General features: G+C 61.8%; 21 protein-coding genes. 13 read left to right on the top strand and 8 right to left on the bottom strand.

What is annotated here, in order from left to right; genetic code table 11:
- The first annotated feature begins 33 nt into the window (after positions 1-33).
- The 3 genes from ABD742_RS02895 (at position 34) to ABD742_RS02885 (ending at position 3,637) form a co-directional block, all read left to right on the top strand.
- A complete protein-coding gene (locus ABD742_RS02895) occupies positions 34-1,572 on the top strand; it encodes a putative bifunctional diguanylate cyclase/phosphodiesterase (RefSeq protein ID WP_234748904.1) in 1,539 nt (512 codons plus the stop codon).
- A 9-nt stretch (positions 1,573-1,581) separates the two neighbouring features.
- A complete protein-coding gene (locus ABD742_RS02890) occupies positions 1,582-2,400 on the top strand; it encodes a class I SAM-dependent methyltransferase (protein ID WP_234748903.1) in 819 nt (272 codons plus the stop codon).
- Between the two features lie 139 nt (positions 2,401-2,539).
- On the top strand, positions 2,540-3,637 hold the full coding sequence (locus ABD742_RS02885) for an EAL domain-containing protein (RefSeq protein ID WP_234748902.1): 1,098 nt from the start codon (positions 2,540-2,542) through the stop codon (positions 3,635-3,637).
- 22 nt (positions 3,638-3,659) lie between these two features.
- Here ABD742_RS02885 and ABD742_RS02880 read toward each other — a convergent pair whose 3' ends face one another.
- Positions 3,660-4,262 (bottom strand): TetR/AcrR family transcriptional regulator, encoded by a 603-nt coding sequence (locus ABD742_RS02880; RefSeq protein WP_234749194.1) that lies wholly within the window; start codon positions 4,260-4,262, stop codon positions 3,660-3,662.
- Positions 4,263-4,506: 244 nt separating this feature from the next.
- Between ABD742_RS02880 and ABD742_RS02875 the strand changes: the two genes are divergently transcribed.
- Together ABD742_RS02875 and ABD742_RS02870 are read left to right on the top strand one after the other, a co-directional pair.
- The gene (locus ABD742_RS02875) at positions 4,507-6,012 is read left to right on the top strand and encodes an FAD-dependent oxidoreductase (protein WP_234748901.1); all 1,506 of its coding nucleotides are present in this window, start codon (positions 4,507-4,509) and stop codon (positions 6,010-6,012) included.
- Positions 6,013-6,134: 122 nt separating this feature from the next.
- Complete coding sequence (locus tag ABD742_RS02870; RefSeq protein WP_234748900.1) at positions 6,135-7,154, top strand: LacI family DNA-binding transcriptional regulator; 1,020 nt, start codon at positions 6,135-6,137, stop codon at positions 7,152-7,154.
- On the opposite strand, the gene ABD742_RS02865 is transcribed toward ABD742_RS02870, so the two are convergent.
- From ABD742_RS02865 to ABD742_RS02840, 6 genes are all read right to left on the bottom strand, one after another.
- Positions 7,151-8,317, bottom strand: coding sequence for a serine hydrolase domain-containing protein (locus tag ABD742_RS02865; protein ID WP_234748899.1), 1,167 nt, complete (start codon positions 8,315-8,317; stop codon positions 7,151-7,153). The two genes, ABD742_RS02870 and ABD742_RS02865, sit on opposite strands and share 4 nt — an antisense overlap.
- 43 nt (positions 8,318-8,360) lie before the next feature.
- A complete protein-coding gene (locus ABD742_RS02860; protein WP_234748898.1) occupies positions 8,361-9,218 on the bottom strand; it encodes a carbohydrate ABC transporter permease in 858 nt (285 codons plus the stop codon).
- Positions 9,215-10,180 carry a carbohydrate ABC transporter permease gene (locus ABD742_RS02855; RefSeq protein WP_234748897.1) on the bottom strand — a complete coding sequence of 322 codons (966 nt, stop codon included), beginning with the start codon at positions 10,178-10,180 and terminating at the stop codon, positions 9,215-9,217. Before ABD742_RS02855 ends, ABD742_RS02860 begins: the two co-directional genes overlap by 4 nt.
- A gap of 58 nt (positions 10,181-10,238) precedes the next feature.
- Positions 10,239-11,609: an ABC transporter substrate-binding protein gene (locus ABD742_RS02850; RefSeq protein ID WP_234748896.1), complete on the bottom strand. Its 1,371-nt coding sequence runs from the start codon at positions 11,607-11,609 to the stop codon at positions 10,239-10,241.
- Positions 11,610-11,802: 193 nt separating this feature from the next.
- Entirely contained in the window at positions 11,803-12,951 is a 1,149-nt protein-coding gene (locus tag ABD742_RS02845) for a serine hydrolase domain-containing protein (RefSeq protein ID WP_234749193.1), read from the bottom strand.
- Entirely contained in the window at positions 12,951-13,925 is a 975-nt protein-coding gene (locus ABD742_RS02840) for a glycoside hydrolase family protein (protein ID WP_234748895.1), read from the bottom strand. Before ABD742_RS02840 ends, ABD742_RS02845 begins: the two co-directional genes overlap by 1 nt.
- Before the next feature lie 217 nt (positions 13,926-14,142).
- Between ABD742_RS02840 and ABD742_RS02835 the strand changes: the two genes are divergently transcribed.
- From ABD742_RS02835 to ABD742_RS02825, 3 genes are all read left to right on the top strand, one after another.
- Positions 14,143-14,472 (top strand): Rieske 2Fe-2S domain-containing protein, encoded by a 330-nt coding sequence (locus tag ABD742_RS02835; protein WP_372460884.1) that lies wholly within the window; start codon positions 14,143-14,145, stop codon positions 14,470-14,472.
- A gap of 256 nt (positions 14,473-14,728) precedes the next feature.
- On the top strand, positions 14,729-15,439 hold the full coding sequence (locus ABD742_RS02830) for a hypothetical protein (RefSeq protein WP_344787142.1): 711 nt from the start codon (positions 14,729-14,731) through the stop codon (positions 15,437-15,439).
- Positions 15,440-15,883: 444 nt separating this feature from the next.
- A complete protein-coding gene (locus ABD742_RS02825) occupies positions 15,884-16,054 on the top strand; it encodes a hypothetical protein (RefSeq protein ID WP_344787140.1) in 171 nt (56 codons plus the stop codon).
- Positions 16,055-16,078: 24 nt separating this feature from the next.
- Here ABD742_RS02825 and ABD742_RS02820 read toward each other — a convergent pair whose 3' ends face one another.
- Positions 16,079-16,648: an NADPH-dependent F420 reductase gene (locus ABD742_RS02820; protein WP_234748892.1), complete on the bottom strand. Its 570-nt coding sequence runs from the start codon at positions 16,646-16,648 to the stop codon at positions 16,079-16,081.
- A 550-nt stretch (positions 16,649-17,198) separates the two neighbouring features.
- Here ABD742_RS02820 and ABD742_RS02815 point away from each other — a divergent pair.
- The 5 genes from ABD742_RS02815 (at position 17,199) to ABD742_RS02795 (ending at position 20,880) form a co-directional block, all read left to right on the top strand.
- Complete coding sequence (locus ABD742_RS02815) at positions 17,199-17,429, top strand: hypothetical protein (protein WP_234748891.1); 231 nt, start codon at positions 17,199-17,201, stop codon at positions 17,427-17,429.
- 367 nt (positions 17,430-17,796) lie between these two features.
- Positions 17,797-18,093, top strand: coding sequence for a hypothetical protein (locus tag ABD742_RS02810; protein ID WP_234748890.1), 297 nt, complete (start codon positions 17,797-17,799; stop codon positions 18,091-18,093).
- Between the two features lie 343 nt (positions 18,094-18,436).
- Positions 18,437-19,096 (top strand): response regulator transcription factor, encoded by a 660-nt coding sequence (locus tag ABD742_RS02805; RefSeq protein ID WP_234748889.1) that lies wholly within the window; start codon positions 18,437-18,439, stop codon positions 19,094-19,096.
- Positions 19,093-19,797, top strand: coding sequence for a hypothetical protein (locus ABD742_RS02800; RefSeq protein ID WP_234748888.1), 705 nt, complete (start codon positions 19,093-19,095; stop codon positions 19,795-19,797). Before ABD742_RS02805 ends, ABD742_RS02800 begins: the two co-directional genes overlap by 4 nt.
- Positions 19,798-19,860: 63 nt before the next feature.
- A complete protein-coding gene (locus ABD742_RS02795) occupies positions 19,861-20,880 on the top strand; it encodes a sensor histidine kinase (RefSeq protein WP_234748887.1) in 1,020 nt (339 codons plus the stop codon).
- Positions 20,881-20,955: the final 75 nt, after the last annotated feature.

Raw genomic sequence — 20,955 nt, 5'->3', positions numbered from 1 at the left:
CCGGATGTACTTGCTGCTGCCCGCAGGGATTAAGTGACCTCGAGGGAGAGCGTTGAGGACCCGCGCCTGCAGCTTTTGGTTGACGGCGTTGTCCGATTGGCTGCCGGCGATCTGGACGCACGCATTGAACCTTCGGAGCATCGGGATGACATTGATGCTGTCATCACGGGAGTCAACCTGCTCGCAGAGGAACTGGGCCACATTCATGCGGATCTGGAACAGCGGGTGGCCGCCCGCACGGCTATGTTGCGGCGAACACAGGTTGAGCTGGAACAGATGGCCAAGACGGATGCCCTAACGGGCCTTGCAAACAGGACGCTGCTTACCGAGCGGATCCAGGAAGCGATCCTGTCCAGCACGGACGGCGGAAAAGCCCCGGCTGTGTTGCTCCTGGACCTGGACTCATTCAAGGCCATCAATGACATCCTGGGCCATAGCGCCGGTGACGCCGTGCTGGTGGAAGTTGCCAAACGTCTCCGCTCCGCCGTCAGGGAACAGGATACTGTGGCCCGCCTGGGCGGGGATGAGTTTGCCATCCTCATAACCGCGGCGACGGAAGAGGAAATCCTTCGAATTGCGCACCGTGCATCGGAGTATCTGCAGGACAGCATGTGTATCGGAATAGAAACGGTTTGGGCGATGGCGAGCATCGGCGTTTGCATCGGCAAGCCGGGGTACCGGGCAGAGGCGCTGATGCGCGATGCCGACATTGCCATGTACCGGGCAAAGGCGCGGGGCCGCAACAATGTCCAGCTCTTCCACCCGGATATGCTTGACGCCGTCCAGGAACGGTCCCGAATAACCGCCGAACTACGGACCGCCGTTGCCGGAAGGGAACTGGCGCTGCTGTATCAGCCGGTGGTCGAATTGGCTTCCGGCCGCGTCATCGGCATCGAAGCCCTCCTCCGATGGCATCACCCTGTCCGCGGAACCATCATGCCGGGCAGCTTCATTGGCATCGCAGAAGAAACCGGCCTGATCTTTGAGCTGGGAAGGTGGGTGCTGCATGAAGGTCTCGCCCAGATGAGGCGCTGGAGCCAAACCGACCCGGACCTGACAGACTTTTGTCTGCACATCAATCTTTCTGCCGCCGAACTCCTTCGAACCGACTTGCTGGAGGACATCAGGGACACCCTGGCCAGGTATGGCGTGGATCCGCGGCGTTTGATCTTGGAGATCACCGAGACCGTATTGATGTCCCGGGAAACCGGACAGGAACAGGTCCTTAGCAGGCTCCGGGAGCTCGGCGTGGGGTTGCAAATTGACGACTTCGGTACCGGCTATTCGTCCATCAGCTACCTTAGGTCGCTTCCGGCCGACACAGTGAAGGTCGATCAGTCCCTCATTAAGGACATTGAGTCGGACCCCCGGCAGCAAAAGTTCGTTTCAGCCATTCTGCAGCTGATTTTCGCTGCGGGGCTCAACGCGACCGTCGAAGGCATCGAAACCGCCGAGCAGGCGGCCCAGCTGGAAGCCATGGGTTGCCTCTACGGGCAAGGCCACTTTTACGGATATCCGGGACCAGCCGCGGAAGTACCGGATCAACTCCGCCGGCCCGCACGGCGTCTGTAGAGTTAGCCCATGTCGAAGCTTTGGGACCAGATGCTGCTTGTCCCCACAGTAGTACGCCTCGCTTCCCGTGCACCGAGAAATCCGGACACCGCGTGGGAAGGATATTGGCGCGGAATCCGCACTACTGGCCGTTCCGGAGACGTGCTTTGGGACTCCGACTCCCCGGCCGAGCGTGCGCAGTACTCCGACGCGATTGCGGCTCACTTTGATCCAGCTCTTCCGGTAGTTGACGTCGGGTGTGGCAACGGTACCCACACCCGCTGGCTTGCCGGCCTATTTCCACGAGTTCTCGGAATCGACGTGTCCAAGGGGGCGATCGAGATGGCGAGCAGGGAAGCAGCAGGCGTCCAAAATGCCGACTTCATGGTTCTGGATGCTGCGGGGGCAGGTGCTGGAGAGCTCCTGCTGGAGCGGCTCGGGCCCGCCAATGTCTTTGTCCGCGGAGTCTTCCACGTCCTGAAACCCGGCAAGCAGGCTGCCATGGCTGCCAACCTGCGAACCGTCGTCGGGAACAGAGGCCGGGTATTACTGGCCGAAACCAACTTCCGCGGAAACAGCCTCGGTTACCTGACCGAGCTCGGCGCCACCCGGCAAAGCATGCCCCTGCAGCTGCGGCGCGCCTTGGAGAACCTTCCCCGGCCCGGGCATTTCGGTGCCAGGGAACGGCACGGCGTATTTTCGGATTCGGACTGGCAGTTGATTGCGGACGGCCCGGTTAGCATCGAAGTGGTCCCGATGAACGCCAGCGGGCTTCCGCAGTGGGTTCCGGGATATTACGCACTTCTGTCGGGCGCGGAAGATTCCGGAGCGGAAAGCGGACGTGTGTAACGGCACCCGGTGCGCACCGCGCGTTACATCCCAATGAAGATTTCATTTCAATCCGGGCCGACCGGTTTGTTCGGCTGTAGTATTCCTTTTGTTTGCAGGTCCCGGGCTCAGCCGGAGCTAAAGGCAAAGGAATAACTTCATGTCAACGCGGAAACCGTCTTTGACCAACGCCGAGATGCGGGCCAGTCCCGAGACTGTGGAGCCGCCGCTCGAGCAGCTCCGTGGGCTACGCCTGCAGGTCCTGGAAATCATCGATGAAGTCTTGTCGGACTCTTCGCAGGCAACGGATGCCGTGCGCGAACAACTTCGCCAGCACATTGCCGCCCACCCTGGGCGTCCGGAAGAGGCGTTGCTGGAACATTTGTCTTCGCTCAGGTCGGAACAGCCAGCCCCGCATGGCGAGCCGGACGATCCGGCCCCGCAGGGCGACCCGGACGTGCAGCACCCAGCCAGCCAGCACCCCAGCAGCCCGCGGCTCGAGGCGGTCCTCAGGGACCGGATGCTGATGACCGCCTTCCAGCCCGTTTTCGACCTAGCCAGGGCCACCGTCGTCGGCGCCGAGGCTTTGACCCGCTTCGTTAGCGATAGCGGGGACCCTGCCGATTATTGGTTCGCGGAAGCCGAGGACTCGGGGCTCCGAACGGACCTTGAATTCGCGGCGTTGGAGTCGGGGCTCGAGGCCGCGCTAAAGCTGCCGCCCCACCTTTTCGTGGCGTTGAAGCTTTCCCCCGAGGTCTGCCTGGATCCGCGCCTTCCTGTGCTTTTCGAGCAAACTCCGGTGGCGCCCGACCGGGTGATCCTTGAAATCTCCGGGACATTCCCCCAGGAGCAGGCCACCTCGCTCGACGCCGCGGTGGCTCCGCTGCGCAGTGCCGGCGTGCGCTTGTCCATCGAAAACACGGGTTCCTTCTTCGCCGGGGCCAGCCATATTCTTCGGCTCAAGCCGGAGATGATCAAGCTGGATCGGAATCTGACTGCCGCTCTCAACATGGACCCCCTCCGGCAGGAACTCGTCGAGGCGGAGGTCGTGTTCGCACGGGAGATCGGGGCGGCCTTGACCGCCCAACGCATCGAAACCAAGGACGAGCTCGCCACTCTTGCTGGCCTGGGAGTATCCCTCGGACAGGGGTATCACCTCGGGCGGCCCTCGGTCCAGCCCCGCGAATGGGCCAAGTGGCGCGGACGTGCCCGGCACCTCGCCTCCTCGGGCGGTCGCTTCAGGACCACGCGGACCTGACAGACCCTGCGCTTCAGAAAACTCAGGCAGTTACTGGGCGTTCCGAGCCTCGATGGTGTTCTATCAGCCAAACGGCCATCTGCTGGGCGCGTTTGGACGCCAGGACGTCTCCTTCTGTGGCCGAGATGATGGAGCCCTTCATCAGGATGTGCCAGGAGCGTGCGAACTCGTCGGTGTGCTCCAGCCCGGCTTCTTCTGCCAACTCCTGGATGTGTCCCCTGATCCTGGCGAGGTAGCCGATGCTCGCTTTCCCCAGCGGATGTTCACGCCCCATTTCAAGCAGGACGTTGATGAACGAGCACGCCTCAAAATCCTCCCGCTCGAACCAGTCGCTGAATACGTCAAAAATAGCGAGCAACTGCTCCTCTGCGGTGTCTGCCCGGCTCCGGGCGTCGGAGATGATCAAGTCCACGGTCCAGATCTGGTCGCGAAGCGCGAGGAAGGCAAGAACCAGGTCGTCTTTGGACGGAAAGTGGCGGTAGAAGGTGGCCTTCGCTACTCCTGAACGCTCGATGAGCTGATCGACCCCGACGGCGCGGATCCCGCGCCGGGAGAACAGTTCGTAGGCGGCGTCCAGGATTCGATCCACCGCGTCGTCACGGGTGGTCGTTTGTCCGGCTGGCATGGAGGACGAACCGGGTGCATCCGAGGCATCTGGGGTACTCATCGCGATAGCAATCCTACTCCCACACCCACAAGACAGACCTGTCTGTCAGGGCCCTTTTTGCGTGAACTCGGCGCTGGCAACCCGCGACGTCGGCGCTCCCCTATTGCTTCTCTTGCGGCCTTCTGCTTCTCTGGCACTACCGGGCCGCCGCCGCGCTAATTCCGGTGTGGACCGCGCCCGGCTGAAGGGACGTGGGACCGCTATGACTTCTTTGTGGCTAGACGCGCGCGAGGCTTCGGCAGCCGCGAGCCCCGATGAATTCACGCCCGGGAACAGTTACGACGTCGTCGTGGTCGGCGCCGGAATCACGGGCCTGGCTACGGCCCTCATGCTGGCCCGGACCGGGAGCAACGTGTTGGTCCTCGAGGCCCGACATATCGGGGCGGTCAACACCGGAAACACCACGGCCAAGTTGAGCCTTTTGCAGGGCACCACGTTGTCCAGGCTACGGAACCAGTATTCGGTGAACGTAGTCCGCGCCTATGTTGACGCGAACCGGGCAGGACAGAGATGGCTGCTCGAATACCTCGAGGGCCGGGGCGTGCCTTTCCAGTACCGGGATGCTTACACCTTCGCCACCACGCCCACCGGCGCGGAACACCTCGTCACCGAAGCCAATGTTTGTCGGGCTGCCGGGCTCAACGTCAAGTCCACCCGGGAGACGGGGCTGCCGTTCGACGTCGACGCCGCCTTGCGGCTTCCGAAGCAGGCCCAATTCAACCCCATGGACGTCTTGGATGCGCTGGCTGCGGATGTTCGGGCCGCGGGCGGCAGCATCGTTGAGGGTATCCGCGTCATGAATGTCCGCAACGGCGATCCCCTGACGGTGGTCACCAGGAAGGGCGAGGTCCGCGCCCGCTACGTGGTGCTCGCCACCGGGACACCCATCCTTAACCGCGGGCTCTACTTCGCGAAGCTGCGGCCGAATCGTTCGTACGCCGCCGCGCTGCGGCTGCCGGACGGCATGAGCCCGCCGCCGGGAATGTACCTTTCCGCGGAGCCGCCCACCCGCTCGATAAGGGACTATCCACTGCCCGACGGCGGGGCGTTGCTTTTGGTGGGCGGGTTCGGGCATGCGGGCGGCCGGGCGCCGTCGACCCAGGTCCACGTGAATGAGCTGCTCGGCTGGGCCCAACAGCACTATCCGGGTGCCGAGGTCACGCACACGTGGTCCGCCCAGGACTACCAGGCCGGTAACCTCATGCCGTTCTTTGGCAAGTTCCCCCGGGGCCACGGGAAGATCTTCTTCGGCACCGGCTACAACAAGTGGGGCATGACAAATGGTGTTGCGGCGGCCCTGGATGTCACCGCCGATATCCGTGGCGAAAAGCTGGAGTGGGCCCACACCATCCACCGCCGGGTCACCGGTCCCCGCGGTGCAGCGTCGACGATTTCGTTGAATGTAGAGACACAGCAGCAGAATTTCCGGGACAAGGCAGCCCTGAAGGAGAAGCCGGCCATCACGGAAGAAACCGACCCCGCCGAGGGCACAGGTGTCACGGGACTTTTCCACGGGAAGCCTGCGGCCATCTGCACGGTGGATGGCGTGGTGTGCAGGGTGTCCGCGGAATGCGCGCACTTGGGCGGAATTCTGCACTGGAACGACGCCGAGAAGTCCTGGGACTGCCCGCTCCACGGCTCGCGTTACTCGGCCGCAGGCAAGCTGCTGGAGGGTCCGGCGACGCACAATTTGTTCAAGCTGCAGTAGGGGTTGCGTCGGAAAAGCGATGCCTCCTGGGGCCGTTGCTCAGAGATGAATGGATTTAGCAAATATACTGAGAGGGCACCTTCTCCTGCCCGGGGGCGCGTGCGGTCCCAGAAGGAGTATGAATGGCGCCCAAGCGCGTTACCTTGGCAGATGTTGCAAAGCTCGCCGGACTTTCGACCACTGCCGCCTCGATGATCCTCAATGGACGTCCGGATACCCGGCTGTCCAAGGATGCGCACGAGCGTGTGCTCGCGGCCGCGGCCGAGCTGAACTATCGCCCCAATGTTGCGGCAAGAGGGTTGAGGACGCAGAAGACACGGACCATCGGTTTCATCTCGGACCGCGTCGCCACAACCAGATTCGCAAGCGGCCTGATTGAGGGTGCTCTCGCGGCAGCGGGAGCGGCCGACCATGTCATGCTTGTGCTCGAGACCGGTGGCGACGCGAAACTGGAAGCCTCGGCCCTCGAAGCCGTACTCGATAGGCAGGTAGACGGAATAGTCTTTGCCTCCATGCGTGCTCGGGAGCTGTACATTCCGGAACTACCGGCCGGGACGCGTTCAGTTCTCTTGAACGCCACCAGTCAGGGGCACGCTGTCAGCGTGTTGTCCGACGAGTACACCGGAGGCAGAACCGCCGTTGAAGTACTCGCCCGCCACGGCTTCACCGACGGGGTGGCCGTACTCGGGTACTCCGAAGAGGCCGAGCAAGGCCTGTTCCGTTCGGCCGCCGTCAATCGCCGCGTGGCAGGCATCAAGGATGCCGTCGCCGAACACGGCATCGACGTCACTGCCTGGGAATCAGTCTGGCTCTGGGACGCGGATACCGGATACGTGGCGGCGAAGAAGATCCTGCGCCGGCATCCGGGCATCCGCGCTCTGCTGTGCATGAACGACCGGCTCGCCTTCGGCGCTTATCAGGCGCTTCAGGAGAAGGGGCTTCGGATTCCGGACGATATTTCGATTGTGTCGTTCGATAACGACGAACTGGCCTCATATCTGCGTCCGGGCCTCACCACGGTTGCCCTTCCGCACGAACAGATGGGCAGGCAAGCGGTCGGCTTGCTGCTATCCGACGATGCGGCTCCGGGCGAGCGTCTGGTTCCGATGCCGTTGATTGATCGTTCATCTGTCGTTGGCTAAGGTTCCACGATTCTTCGCAGGGCCCGCACGATGGATGTCGCCCGGGGATCGTCTTGGTTTTCGAGGGTGTTCGTGACGTAGCCGAAGCCGACGTTATGCACGGGATCCGCGAAAGCGACCTGACCGCCCGCGCCGTCGTGTCCGAACGATGAGGACGTGAGGAACTCCCGTCGTGGAGACGAGAGCATGAACCCAGTTCCCCACCGGGGGTACGGGCCAGGAAGCCACCAAACAGGCTCCCCCTCGCTCTGGACCTGGGTCATGTCGTTGACGACATCACTCTCCACAAGGGTCACGCCCTCCGTCGGAGCCACTGTCGCTGACCAGATCGTGGCGAGTGCCGCGGCCGTGGCGATTCCGCCTGCGCCCGGAACCTCGGCCTGATGAACCTCGGGCGAGTCGAATCCTGCGCCTGCAACCACCAGCTCGGGCGGGAAGGCCGTTCCCAGCGTCATCGTCCGGCCGGCCCAGTAGAGGTCGTCCTCGCTTGGTTGCCGGGTGCCGCTCGCTGACGGATTCCGGATGCTGTCCCCCGCATTGAGTCTGGCCACCCGCGGCTCCACCGACGGCGGGATCCCGATCCACGCGTCGGCGCCCAACGGACCACTGATGGACTGTTGCAAGAACGAGCCCACGCTGGTGCCAGTGATGCGACGGATGACCTCGCCTACGTACCAGCCGTAAGTCAACGCGTGGTAGCCATAAGCCGTTCCAGGTTTCCACAGCGGCTCCTGCGAGGCCAGGACGGATACAATCGAAGGCCAGTCGAGCGCGGTCTCGAGGCTGATGTCTTCCCGGGGCGCGGCAAGCCCGGCGCGGTGGCTCAGGAGCTGACGGACTGTGACCGCTTCCTTGCCGGCAGCCCCGAACTCCGGCCAGTAATCGGCAACTGGCCTGTCCAGCCCGAGCCGGCCCTGGCCAACCAGCATGGCGACAAGGACTGCGATGAGGCCTTTGGTGCAAGAGAAGATCACCGTCGGCGTATCACGTGCCCAAGCTCTTCCGTCGTGCCGGTCGGCGAGGCCGGCCCACAGGTCGACGACCGTCTTACCGCCGACCCTGATGTTCAGCGCAGACCCGCCTTCGCCGTCACCGACGCTTTTGCAGTAGGCATCGGCCACCGGGCCGAAGCCATCAGCCGCGAATCCATTTACTTCATTCATGTGCATTTTCTCCTCGGGACTTGGTGGGATCGGGGTGCGACGCTCAACCCTTCACGCCGGAACTTGCCACGCTGGCGACAAAGGATCTCTGGAAGATCAGGAAGACAACAAGCACCGGCAAGACAAAGAGGACTCCGAACGCTAGCACCGGTCCCCATTCCGGCGGCTGCGCGTTTTGGAAAACGCTCAGCTCAAGCGGAAGGGGCCGAAGTTTGGTGTCGGTAATCATGAGTACTGGCCAAAGGTATTGGCCCCACTGGCCCAGGAAGGTCAGAATGGCTACCGTCGCGTAAGCTGGCAGGCTCATGGGGGCCACCACTTGGAAGAGTGTCCGCACCGGTCCGGCCCCATCGATCGTTGCCGCTTCTTCCACCTCCACGGGGATGCTGAGGAAGTACGTGTAGAAGAGGAAAATCGAGAACGCATTGGCCAGGAACGGCAGGGCCTGGACGTACAGTGTGTTCCGTTGGCCGGAGAGCATGTAGTAAAGAGGCAGTGCCACCGCCTCGAACGGGATGATTGTCATGATGGTCACCAGGAGAAGCACGATGTTGCGTCCCCGCCACTTCATGCGTGCCAGCGCGTAGCCGGCGAGTGAGTTCACCAGCAGACCTCCGAGTACAACCATGGCGGTCACCGCCAGGGAGACCCCAGCGAACTGCCACACATATCCCGTGGTGTCGTTGGAGAACCGGTTAAACACGCCGGCATAGTTGTCGAGCGACAGGTCCGAGGGAACCAAGGCGCTCAGGCCGCCCAGGACCTTGTCACCAGGCCTGAGGCTTCCGACCAGCAAGTAGTACACCGGAACAAAGAAGATCAGGCCGAAGAAGACGAGCAGGGCATAGCGTCCGGTCCCCGAGAGCAGCCGGGACCGTTTGATGCTTCGGACGCGGGTCATCGGATGCTTCCTTCCTGACGGACCAGCCGGCGTTGGATGACGGCGACGATGGTGACAATGACGAGGAAGACCACGGCCATGGCTGCGCCTTGGCCGATGTTGTTCTGGTCATAGCCAGTAGTGATGACCTGGTACATCATTGTCTGGGTCGATTCGATATCAACGGATCCGCTTTGGCCGAGAAGGTACACCTGGTCAAAGAGGCGGAAAGAGAAGACCGTGGTCAGCAGGGCCACGAAGATGAGGGTGTTTCGAATCCCGGGCACGGTAACGTGCAGGAATTGACTCCATCGTCCAGCGCGGTCCAGGGAGGCAGCCTCATACAGGTCATGGGGAACAGCCTGCAGTCCCCCGAGGAGGATGATCATCTGGAAGCTCACGCTCTGCCAAATCGACATCACGATGATCGCCCCCATGGCAGTTGCGCTGCTTCCAAGCCAATCGTGCGGACCGACGGAACCGCCCGTGAACAGGGAGATTGCGGAATTCAGCAGACCGTGGTCATCCCGTGCGAAAATGAGCCGCCACACGACGGCAACCAGGGCCAGCGGGAAGACGAGTGGCATGAAGAACATTGTGCGGAACACGGCCATGCCACGGAGCTTGCCGTTCACCAGAAGCGCAAGTCCCAGGGCGAGCGCCGTCTGGACGGGCACCACCACAGCCGCGAAGGTGAAGTTGTTACCCAGCGAATGGAGGAAGGCTGCGCTGATGTCAGGGTCGGCGAAGAGCCTTGAATATTGCTCCAGCCCAATGAATCGTGGGGCCCGGGTGCTATTGAGCTGAAGCCGGTAGAACGACATCGCGATCGCACCAAGGAACGGGATGGCGAGGAAAACGGCGAGAAGGATGAGCGCGGGGGCTGCCATCACGGGGCCCATGAGCGAATGGGACGAGAGCCGCCTTCGCCGCCGGGCGGGCGGGGCCGTCCGCTCGGCCTGGGATCGAATAAGAAGAGTCATAACCTTGCCTTCGACGGTCACCGTGCGGGGTAGGCGAGCCTACCCCGCACGGTAGCGATCATTTGTAGTTGTTGTTGTCCACGAAATCGCGGTCGATCGCCCGTGCGGCTGCCTGGAGACTTGCAGCCACGTCGGCCCCGCCCCAGATGGCGGTAAGAGCCTTGCCGAACGATGACGTCACCACCGGGTAACCCGCCGTCACGGGCCGCGATACGGCAACGCACTGCTTGGTCAGCCGATCCTCGGTGGGGCAAGCTGCGTCGAGTTGGTCCCGCAGGAAAGCCAGGGGCTTGCCTGCTCCGTAAAGCGGAGAGGAGGCTGCGGTGGTTTTCGTCGCCGGCGGAGCCCCGTTAGCTGCGGTGTAAGTGGAAACGACGGGGTCGCTCATGAGGAAGTCAAGCAATTTGCCTGCTGCCGCCCCGTTCTTCGTGTGCCCTCCAAGGCTCCATGCGATCGTTCCGGAACCGGTCTTTGCCCCCTTGCCGAAGTTGGGCAGCGGGCCCACGACGAGGTCGTTCCCGAGTGCCTTGTCATAGGCCGGGTACATCCAGTTGCCCATCCAGTTCAGCGCCACCTGACCGGACTGAAAGGCCGTGCCGTCGCCGTCGGGGTTGGTGAACTGCTTCCACGAGGCGAACTTCTTCAGGGCGTTCACCGCAGTGTCCGAATCAAGCGCACCGGAGGCTTTGCCGTTGGCTATCATCGGCGTGCCGGCAGACCACAGGACCGGAGAGAAGCCGTAAATGCCGTATTCGGAGCTCAGTCCGTTGTTCTCCGCGATGCCGAGCGGCTTGCCGTTGGGCACCACGGCGGAGAGCTTCCTGAGGACCTCCGTGAATTCGTCCGCTGTCCAGGCCTCTGACGCGCTCTTCGGCATCGTCACCCCGGCCTTGTCGAGCAGCTTCTTGTTTCCCCACATTGCCAGACCGGAGTTCATCATGCTCACGGCGTAGAGTTTTCCGTCCACGGTGTTCTGGCCTTTGACGGCGTCGGTCTGGTTCTGCACTGTGGCCTCTGACACGTAGTCCGACAGTGGAGCGATCTTCTGTCCGTAGGCCAGGTTGGCGATCTGCGGCCCGTCGACTTCCAGGACGTCGGGAAGGTCAGCGGGGCTGGAAGTCTGCAGGGCCTTCGCGAAAGAGTCGGCCGGCAGGAACTGCATCTTGACCTTGATGTCCGGGTGGCTGGATTCGAAGTCGGAGACGATCTTTTGGATCGCGGTGTTCTCCGCCGACTGGCCGTCCAGCGCCCAGACCTTCAGCGTCCCCGTGCCGGATCCTGCCGAAATGTTCGATGCTGCCGAGGGCGAATCGGACGCCGATGGTCCGCCGCAAGCTGCTAAGGCAACCGAGACGAGCGCAGCGAGTCCGCCCACTGCAATGCTTCGCCGCCGCGGACGCGGGGTTGAGCGGAGGGTACTAAATGTCATAGCGGTGACTCCTTCGTCGTGTATTCCAGGCCAGAGGATTATGCCCGGGGGCGCATCCTCTGCCTTGTCTTTGAACAGATGGCTAATCTTGTGCTAAATGGATTTAGCTATGGTCTCGGACCTCTCCCCCGTTGTCAAGAGCGGTCTTTTTTGTTTCAGCGCGTGGCCCGGGCAGGAAGCTTTGGGAGTCCACTCAGTCCCGATGGACGGTGCGGAGTGCGTCGATAATCTGCGTCGCGCGATCGTCGCCGGCTTCCATCCAGTTGGTGAGGAAGGCAAACCCGGTGCCCGAATCAGGGTCCGCGAACGCTACCTGTCCGCCCGCGCCATCGTGGCCGAAGCTTCGGGGGCTGAGGTAGCTGCGGGCCGCGGAGTCGAGCTGGAATCCCGCGCCCCAGCGCGGCCACGGACCGGTCGCATGGTAGACCGGCGCGCCTTCGCTCATGGGCATGAGAGCACGCTCAAGCGTCGCATCGTCAAGGATGCGGGCACCTTCAGTTTCAATGACGGTTGCAGACCAAATAGACGCGAGGGCAAGTGCGGTGGCCACGCCTCCGGCTCCGGGAATCTGGGCTGCCCGCACTCGCGGGTCGTTGAAACCGCTGGCGTCCCCGACGAGCTCAGGTGGCAGCGCGTCCCCAAGGGTCATCGCCTGCAGCGTCCACTTGTCCGGCATGTCCGCAAGCGCGCGCCCGGCTTGCACTTGGCTCTCGCCCACTTGGACGTGCGCGACTCGATGCGATTCGGAGGTCGGCAGCCCGATCCACGCGTCCCCGGTCCACCGAGCTGTTGCGCGTCCGAAGTAGTCGCCGATTGGCTCGGATGCGACACGGCGGATGACTTCCCCGGCGAGCCACCCGTGCGTGATCGCGTGATAGGCATAGCCGGTGCCCGGTTCCCAGAGCGGGTCCTGCAAGGCAAGCCGGGAGGTCACGTAGTCCCAGTCGAGGATCTGCTCGGTAGTGAATGGAATACGGGGAGCCGAAAGGCCGGCCCTGTGGGCAAGGAGCTCTCCAACCGTGACATTCTCCTTCCCCGCCGTGGCGAACTCGGGCCAGTAGCGGTGGACGGGAGCGTCGTAGTGAAGCCGGCCTTCCTGGACCAGCCGCGCGGCAAGGATGGAGACAAGTCCTTTGGTGCAGGAAAAGATCACGGTAGCGGTGTCTTGCTCCCACAAAGATCCAGTTCTTTCATCGGCGACTCCGCCCCAGAGGTTCACCACGGTTTCTCCGCCGACGAGAACGGCCAGGGCCGCGCCCATGGTTGGACGGCCGTCGAATGCTCGGGTGAAAGCTTCGGCCACCGGCTCGTACCCAGGTGCGACGGTTCCTTGTGTCTGCATCACCTAACGGCCGGCCTCTCTTGAGGTTCTGAGGCGAGTACAAAAGCCCGACCATCCCATTCCACCTCGCGCGGATCGGAAATGCGCCCGACAAAGTCACCCGTACCGGAAAGGTTCTCGAAGGCAAGAAGAAACGGACGCCCTGAACGGTTATGCACGATCCGACCACTGTAGAGGCGCTCGTCTGCCAGAAGGCTGGCCTGGTCGAGGTCGAAGGGACCGAGCGGGGAGGCTGCCGGAGCGAGCCATATTCCGCCTGGTAGCCCGGCCCGCGGCCCGGCGAGATGACTCCCGTCGCACGAAAAAAGCAGCCAGTCGCTCCCGGACAGCTCGACGATCTGGGGAACTTCGAGGTGAGCGAACCCGGCACTTCCTGTCAGTGCTGTGCCCGCACTCCAGTTTTCAAGGTCGTCGGAACGCGCATATCCGATAACGCCCCGGTTTCGTTTGTCTGGTCCATTCCGGCCGCGGGCAGTGATGAGCATATGCCAGGATCCCGACGGGCTCTGAAATACCCAAGGGTCGCGCCAAGCCTCTTCGTGCCAGACGCCGTCGTCCAAGGTTTCATAGCAGCGCGGATCAGCATTCAGGGCGAAGTCAGCGGACTTGTGCCAGGCGTGCAGGTCGGGAGAAACCGCTACGCAAATGGTCTCGATATTAGTGATGGCGTCCGGACGTAGGAATCTCGAACCGGTGTAGAACATCCGCCAGAGCCCATCATCGCCACGCACGACACTTCCCGTCCAGGTTGCCGAGGCATCCGGTTCCGACGGTCCTCCGTGGACGAGGACCGTGCCGTGGTCCCGCCAAGTACGCAGATCCGCGGAGGTGGCATGGCCGATGGATGCGTTGCGGTGTCGAAGGTCGGGGTGGCCGAGCGATTTCGGGGCCTGTAGGTAGTAGAGATGGTATGCCTCGCCATCGTCGGCGATCCAGAAATCCCACACCCAGTGGTCGTCTTTTGCGAATGTCATCGGGCGAACACCTGCTTGCGCGTCGCATCGAAATCTCGGCGCCGGGGAGCGATCGAAAGCATGAAGAACTCCTTGTCTATATCCGAAGAGTTGCCCGAAGAGGCGGGCTAAAGCCTTGGCTAAAACCATTTAGCACAATATTCATGTCCAACCAGCAAGATGTCAAGCTCCACGGAACACCTAGGTCGCGTTGGTTCCATGGCGCCGCGCAGTCAAGTTGAATGGCTGGTGCGATACGAGGAACCTGCAACCCGGCAAAAACTACCGGGACAAGGCAGCCCTGAAGGAGAAACCGGCCATCACGGAGGAAACCGACCCCGCCGAGGGCACGGGCGTCACAGGACTTTTCCACGGGAAGCCTGCGGCCATCTGCAAAGTGGATGGCGTGGTGTGCAGGGTGTCCGCGGAATGCGCGCACCTGGGCGGAATTCTGCACTGGAATGACGCCGAGAAGTCCTGGGACTGCCCGCTGCACGGCTCGCGTTACTCGGCCGCGGGCAAGCTGCTGGAGGGTCCGGCGACGCACAATTTGTTCAAGCTGCAGTAGGGGTGTTCAATATTCCCCCTCGTTCAATGTGATTGAACGAGGAGGACTACTGAGTGTCCAGGTGGAGAACTCACAGAAATTGCCGTTCGAACACTCAATTTTCCAAAACAACCACTCATTTCTTGTCCACCGGATAGTCAGTGGCAGATGCCGGCACTTATTCTGAACCTAAGGACCGGCGCCGATCCTGTTAGAGATCCAAATTCATAGAGAACAGGACGCAATACGGTCGCATCCCTTTGAGGCTCCGTGCCGAGTGGGATCTGAGCACTTCTGGGCCGTCCTGTCCTGTTTCGGAATCCAACAGGTTGGGGACATTGTGAAGAATCGGAACCTGCTACGAATGGCAATTGCTTGCCTTGTCTCGGTGGCGATTTTCGCACCAAATGCTGCCATGGCCGCCACGGTTCAGAGTAATCGAGCGACTTCCATCGAAAAAAAGTCTGACGACCGTGCTATCGGTCTGAGCAGGATAGTATACGCTCCGGATACGACAGCGAAGCTTGCTGCGACGAGGGCAACCGAGAACGTAAGAAGCGCTGACCCTTCCGGTTTCGAGGCACGAAAGAAGTTAGTCTTACACTCCCCCAAGACGATGGCGTATCTGACGTCTTTTACGGGGTTGCGACTGAACGAGCAGGTTGACGGGCTGGCTTCCTTGATGCCGGCGGATGCCCTGACAGGGTTTACTCAGATGATGGACGAGGGCCTTCTCGAGTTTAGAGTTCAGGTCCTTGAACGTGATGCATTCAACATAGAGATGATTGCGCAACAGCAGAACACAATGCAGACGAAAGGTCTGGGAGCTCTTCCCCGGTGCCCGTCAGCGTGGGCTGCCTTCTGGGCTTGGTTTGCTGTAAACGTGACGACTTGCGGCGCATTTGCGCCCTTTCCAGTAGCGGCCTTCTTTTGCGCCGCAGGGTTCGCGGTTGGCGGCGCTATCATCGACTTCAATATGAGCTGTTGAAATGGCGGGCAAGAGACTAATGACCATGCGATCTAGATACTGGTTGACTTTGAGTGCGTTGCTCGGCGCGACGGTAATCGTGGTCGGGTTCGCTCCTGTTCCGCTCCTTCTCGTTCTGGGTGGTTGCCTCATGGCGGGGTTTCTTGCGACCGCGGCCCTGTACGGTCAATGGCGGCGCGACGTGATTCGGTCTGGGGCAATGGCCGCACCGTTCCCTGTGTTCAGCGCCATCATCACATTCAATGCTGCACTTTTGCTCCGGGGGAGCGAACTCGGCTGGTACCTCGTTCCGGTCCTTGCAGCGGCCCTTTTTATCGGCTGTTTCGGATGGGCGCGCAAGCACGGACCTTACGTAAAACCGGAGAATGTCAGCGGGGGTCAATCGTGAAATGGTACAGCTACGCGCATCCGCCGATCTTTATGATGTCCCTGGCGATCCTTTTTATGAGCAATTGGGACCTGTGGCTTCGAATCCTCTTGCCATCGGTGGTTCTGGTTTCGTACGTGATCAATGAAGTAGTTCTTTACCGGAGGGAGAAGGCTGCGCGTGCACGCGCAGCCGAGCTCGATCGTAAGGATCCCATGGCGCACGCTTACCGGGAGCAGCATTCCTAGAGTGCATCACCGCGCCCCTCAGCTTTACTTGAGCCCTAGGCGTGCCGCCAGTTCGCCTGGGCGGTGGAAGCGATAGAAGAACGGACCGAGTTCTCCCCTGTCCAGCGTCGACGTCAGGGTGATGAGACTTTCCAGCAGCGGAGCCTTGCCCAGGTCGCCAAGATGTATCGGCTCGAATCCCGCGTCCCGGATGAGTCGCTCGGTCGCCTCGCGGGCATCGGCGTCCGACGCGAAGAGGGTTCCGGGTGGCATTGGCTCAGCATCGACGGCGTCATAGATTGAAGCGAAGTTGGTGTTGAAGGCCTTTGCGGTGGGCCCGCCGACAATCGCTTTGACTTGTTGGGCGATCGAGTCGTAGCCCGCCGGCCGCTCGCCGAAGGTATTGCTGGCATCGATCGTCACCTGACCGCTAAGGCCGGCAATCTTGGCCAAGCCGACGCCGATCGAGTCTCCCGGAATGGCGACCACCACAACATCGGCGCCGTTGGCATCACCACCGTCCCGGCCTAGCGCAGTCACGTCGTGACCTGCAGCCGTCCAGCGTCGCGCCAGCGCGCCGCCGACGCGCCCCCGTCCAATCACGGTAATCCGCATGGATTCCCCCTACCCATTTCGAAGCAAGTACCGGACGAAGAACACCCCTCGGAGGCTGCACGGCCGACTATTCGCTGGGGCCCGCGGGCTCATGGCCACCCGATTCACCACTCGAATTTCGGTCAGCATCCTGGCAATCATTGCAGCGACCGACGAATTGATGCGGGCAATCGGGCCAGCCATCGCCCTCCCCACGGAGCAACGTAACTTTCATTCCGGCATACTAGTCCCCCACGCGGGCCGCCGGAAGGCTTCAGCCCGTGTCCTTCCGGGGAACGGCGAGTGATCAGCCAAGCGTAGATCGAGAAACCTAACCACAGCCGACTACGCTAATCCTCCTTTTTAAATGCAAATTTAAGAACTCACGTAAGACGAGTTTTTGCTCGAAATTCCCTTCCAACAAAGGCAAAAAGATCGTATGATTTCTTGCAAGCTGTGGGTCGCGGGGGCACCTATATGAATAGGAGTTTCCCTTGCGACGTCTACGTATCTTTGCCCCAGCTTCTGCATGCCTTTCTTTCGGGATTGCGGCTTCTGAGAGAAGGCAATCGTGAAATGGTACCGCTGGGTGCACCAGCTGATCTTTGCTGCATCCCTGGCGCCGCTTTGGATGGGTGTTTGGGACCTGTCGCTTCGAATCCTTCTTCCGTTGCTTGCCTTGATTCCCTATGGCTTCAATGAAGTAGTTCTTTATCGGAAGGAGAAGGCTGCACGTGTACTCGCAGCCGAGCTCGATCGCACGGATCCGATGGTGCACGCCTACCGCGAGCCGGCTTCCTGAACTCTAGTGAGATCTATTAGGACAGGGAGTTTCAAAATGACCGCGTACCTAAACGGTACCGAAAGGGGTCTCCTGTTTTCCCGACTGTGCATAATTGTCGGGGTTATTGGGGGCGTCCTGGCAGTCCTGCTCCCGCTTCTGGGGGCTGCGCTGTCCGTGCTTGCGTTGGTGTGGGCTAATGCCGGTCAGCGCTGCACCGGTCAGCACGCGTACCGCATAGCACTCTTAGTCAGTCTGGCCGCTCTGGTGATGAACATTGTAATTCTGTTCTCGTCACTGTCTGTTGGAACGTCCGTTCCTGATCCCCTCCCGGCCGTGAAAATTAGCTAAGGGGCGAATGGAGGAGACCGTTTAATAGGAGCTTCAATTGCAAACACCACATATTTTTACCCAGGTGAGAAACCGGCTGCTCATTATTGGCGTCATTGTCTGCGCGGGCGGAGTCATCTTCGAAACGTTGGCCACAAACTTACTTTCGCTGCTTTTCTCCCTCCAAGGCGGGGCCGGCGCGGGCGTCGGTCTATGGCTGACAGGCTTCATCGGTTCAGTCGTGCGCTTCGGGCTTGCCCCACTGGGCGCATCACTCGTAGCTCTGGGCATCGCAGCACATTTACTTCGAAACCAGATCCCGGACCTTCTCAACAACGATGGGAAGGACGGGTAGGGGGTTTCGAATCCGGTCGCAATAACCGAACCCGGAAGGCAACCGGAAACTCAGCGGCGATATCCTCCCGGCATGGGGAACTTCAGAACGGGATATCTTGCCAGGGATGAACGACGCGAGCGTCGGAAAAGGTTTCAGCGGCAGCTGTCCTACGTTGGCTTAGCGATTTTGGCTGCCGCCACAATTTTCGTTGTCACGATTGCCCTCCGCCACTGAGGCAGACGCCTCCGGCAGACGGCGTCGCGAAACGTAACGCGAGCGCACCGCCGTCGTAATCCATCCTGAGGCGTAAACAACCGGCACTGCTGGTGAATCAATGGGCGTGCTCGGATAGCCTTCAACCATGGGGGCTATGGGGTGGGTTCGGCGGGTGCTGGTTGTCGAAGATCAGCCATTCATGCGGGGGCTGGTCGCTGATGCCTTGAGGGGCGCGGACTTCGAAGTGCATGACTGCGCGTCGGCGTCCGAGGCGCTGTCGATGTTCGCCACCGTCGATCCCGATGTTCTTGTGACTGACATCGATCTGGGAACCCGGCCCAACGGCGTCGAACTGGCGCACGTCGCGAAATCGCTCTCCCCCGGGTGCGCCATCGTTTTCCTTACCAACTATCCGTCGGAAGCTCCCTTTTCCGAGTTGCCGGCGGGGTCAACCTTCGTCAACAAGACGTCCCTTGACTCTGTGGACGGCCTCATCAGTGCAGTGAACTCGACCCTCGCGGAGCTTCCCGTCAGCGTGACTCCCCCTGTGGCGTCGGACGCCGCGAAGATCGGCGCGCTGACCCGCGTCCAGCTGGATATCCTGCGAATGATCGCGGAGGGCTGGTCGAACGCTGAAATCGCCAAACAACGGGGAAGCAGCATGCGCTCCGTGGAGAAGGCCGTTTCACGCACGTTCGAGGCCCTTGGCCTGAACCGAAGTCCGGGCGTCAATCCGCGGGTCGCCGCGGCAACGCTGTACGCGCGCACGTTTGGGTTGCCGGCCCCTGCCGACAGCGAAAAATGAGCGGCCGCTCCCCTGCGCTCTGGGCCCGGGGTATCGGCGGTCGCAATGCCCTGAGCCTCTGGTCGTGGCTTCTGACACTTCCGTTGGCGCTTACGGTCATGAACATGTTCGCCGGATCGATCACGCTGGCTGGGACGGGATCGGTCACGCTGGCTGCGGAAGGTTCCGGCACGGCGATCGTGTTTTTCGTGCACGTCGTGCTTGGTCTTTTGGGGATACTTCTTCGCCCCTTGATCACGGCACGGCCGAGCCTCAAAGGCAGAATCACGACGGCGTTCGGCACCTTCGCGTTCCTGGGGGCCTGCCGCCCTCTCCTGGTGGCTTGGTCCTCGCGGACCCTGAATATCGCGGACCTCAGCGAAGATCTCTGGGCCCGCGTCCTCATCAACATCGGGGCTGCACTGGTCTTCCTCTCCGCGATCGCGATGCTGACAGACTCCATCCGCGGGCACGCCGTGCTTGAACGCCGGCTCCGCGCTGCTCAGGCTGCGCTCGAGGCGCAGCTCGGATTCGATGAGCATCGCTTGCGCTCGATCCACTCCGACTATGTCACCGAACTCTCCAAGCGTCTTGACACGGTCCTCACTGCCCGGATGGTGACAACCCTCGACAGATCCGAGGCCTCAGGCCTGCTGCGGACGATCTCGGATGACGTCGTCCGCCCGATGAGCCACCAACTCTTCCACGACCACACCCCTTGACCGCATGAGACAGCCCCTCCGCGGCCGCCTTCCCATGCAGAAAGTACCCCGGGACTCGCGCATTTGATCCAGGCTGCGCCGGTCGCATTGCCTGTCCTGCTCTTCGAATCACTCATCGCAGTGCGCCTACTAACGGAATACAACTTCTTCTTCCTGCTGGTTCAATGGGTTCTCGGCGGGGCCATCCTGCTCGTCGGGAACGCCGCGACGGCCCGGACGGTACGGAGGATCACCAGTCCCCTGCGGCGAATTTCCGCCATGACCCTCTGCTACGCGGGCACGGCTGCGGTTTCCGCGTCGGTGACCTGCCTACTGCAGAACGCGTTCGGCTATGCCCCCTTCTTCTACTGGTCCGCCATCTGGGCCTATCCCCTGACTGCGCTCACTGTGGCGGTTCTTCGAGCTGCCGAACGCCAACGACGGCGGCATGAGGTCAGGCTGGCACGCTCGCTGAACGAGCAACTCAAGCTTGCCGACCGCGCTCACCAAAAGCTGCTCCACACCCGCCGGAGGGTCGCCAGGATTCTGCACACCAAGCTCCAGGGAAACCTGGTTTCGGGCGCCCTAGCCTTGACTGCCTCCGGATGGAACGAACCAGAAGAGGATCTTGCCCCACAGGACGTGAGGGACATCCTGTCGCGTGCTGTGGCTACGGCGCAGAGTGAGATCCTGGACGAGTCGCCCGGGCAGGGAGGGAGCGCAGCATCGAGTATCCAGGACCTGCTGAGTACATGGGGGCGCGTGCTGAAACTGGCATGCGACATCGACCCTGGGGTGTGGGCCTCGTGCGACGAGAACCCCGCCCGGGCTGAGGCAGTCATCGAAGTACTCTCAGAGGGTTTCACCAACGCCATCCGCCACGGCGAGCGAAACAATGTCCGGGTCACAATGTCGGCCCACGCGCCGCACCCGGCACGAGCGGCAACGGACACCGGAGCTATTCACATCTCCATCAGTTCCCCGGGCCGGCTCCGAGGCCCGGTCCGCCCCAGTCTCGGGATGACGACGCTTCAGGCTCTGTCCAAGGAAGTAACACTCGGCGCGGATGGCGACAACGTCGTCCTCCGGGTGAGCCTTCCATGAGGTCGCCGATGGGTCTCTGTGTCGGCAGATAGTAGTCTTGGATCCAGTGCAGCGCTGCCGCCCACATCCCCGCAT

The sequence above is a fragment of the Arthrobacter ramosus genome (assembly GCF_039535095.1).
Taxonomy (GTDB): Bacteria; Actinomycetota; Actinomycetes; order Actinomycetales; family Micrococcaceae; genus Arthrobacter; species Arthrobacter ramosus.
This window is presented reverse-complemented; position numbering and strand designations above follow the sequence as displayed.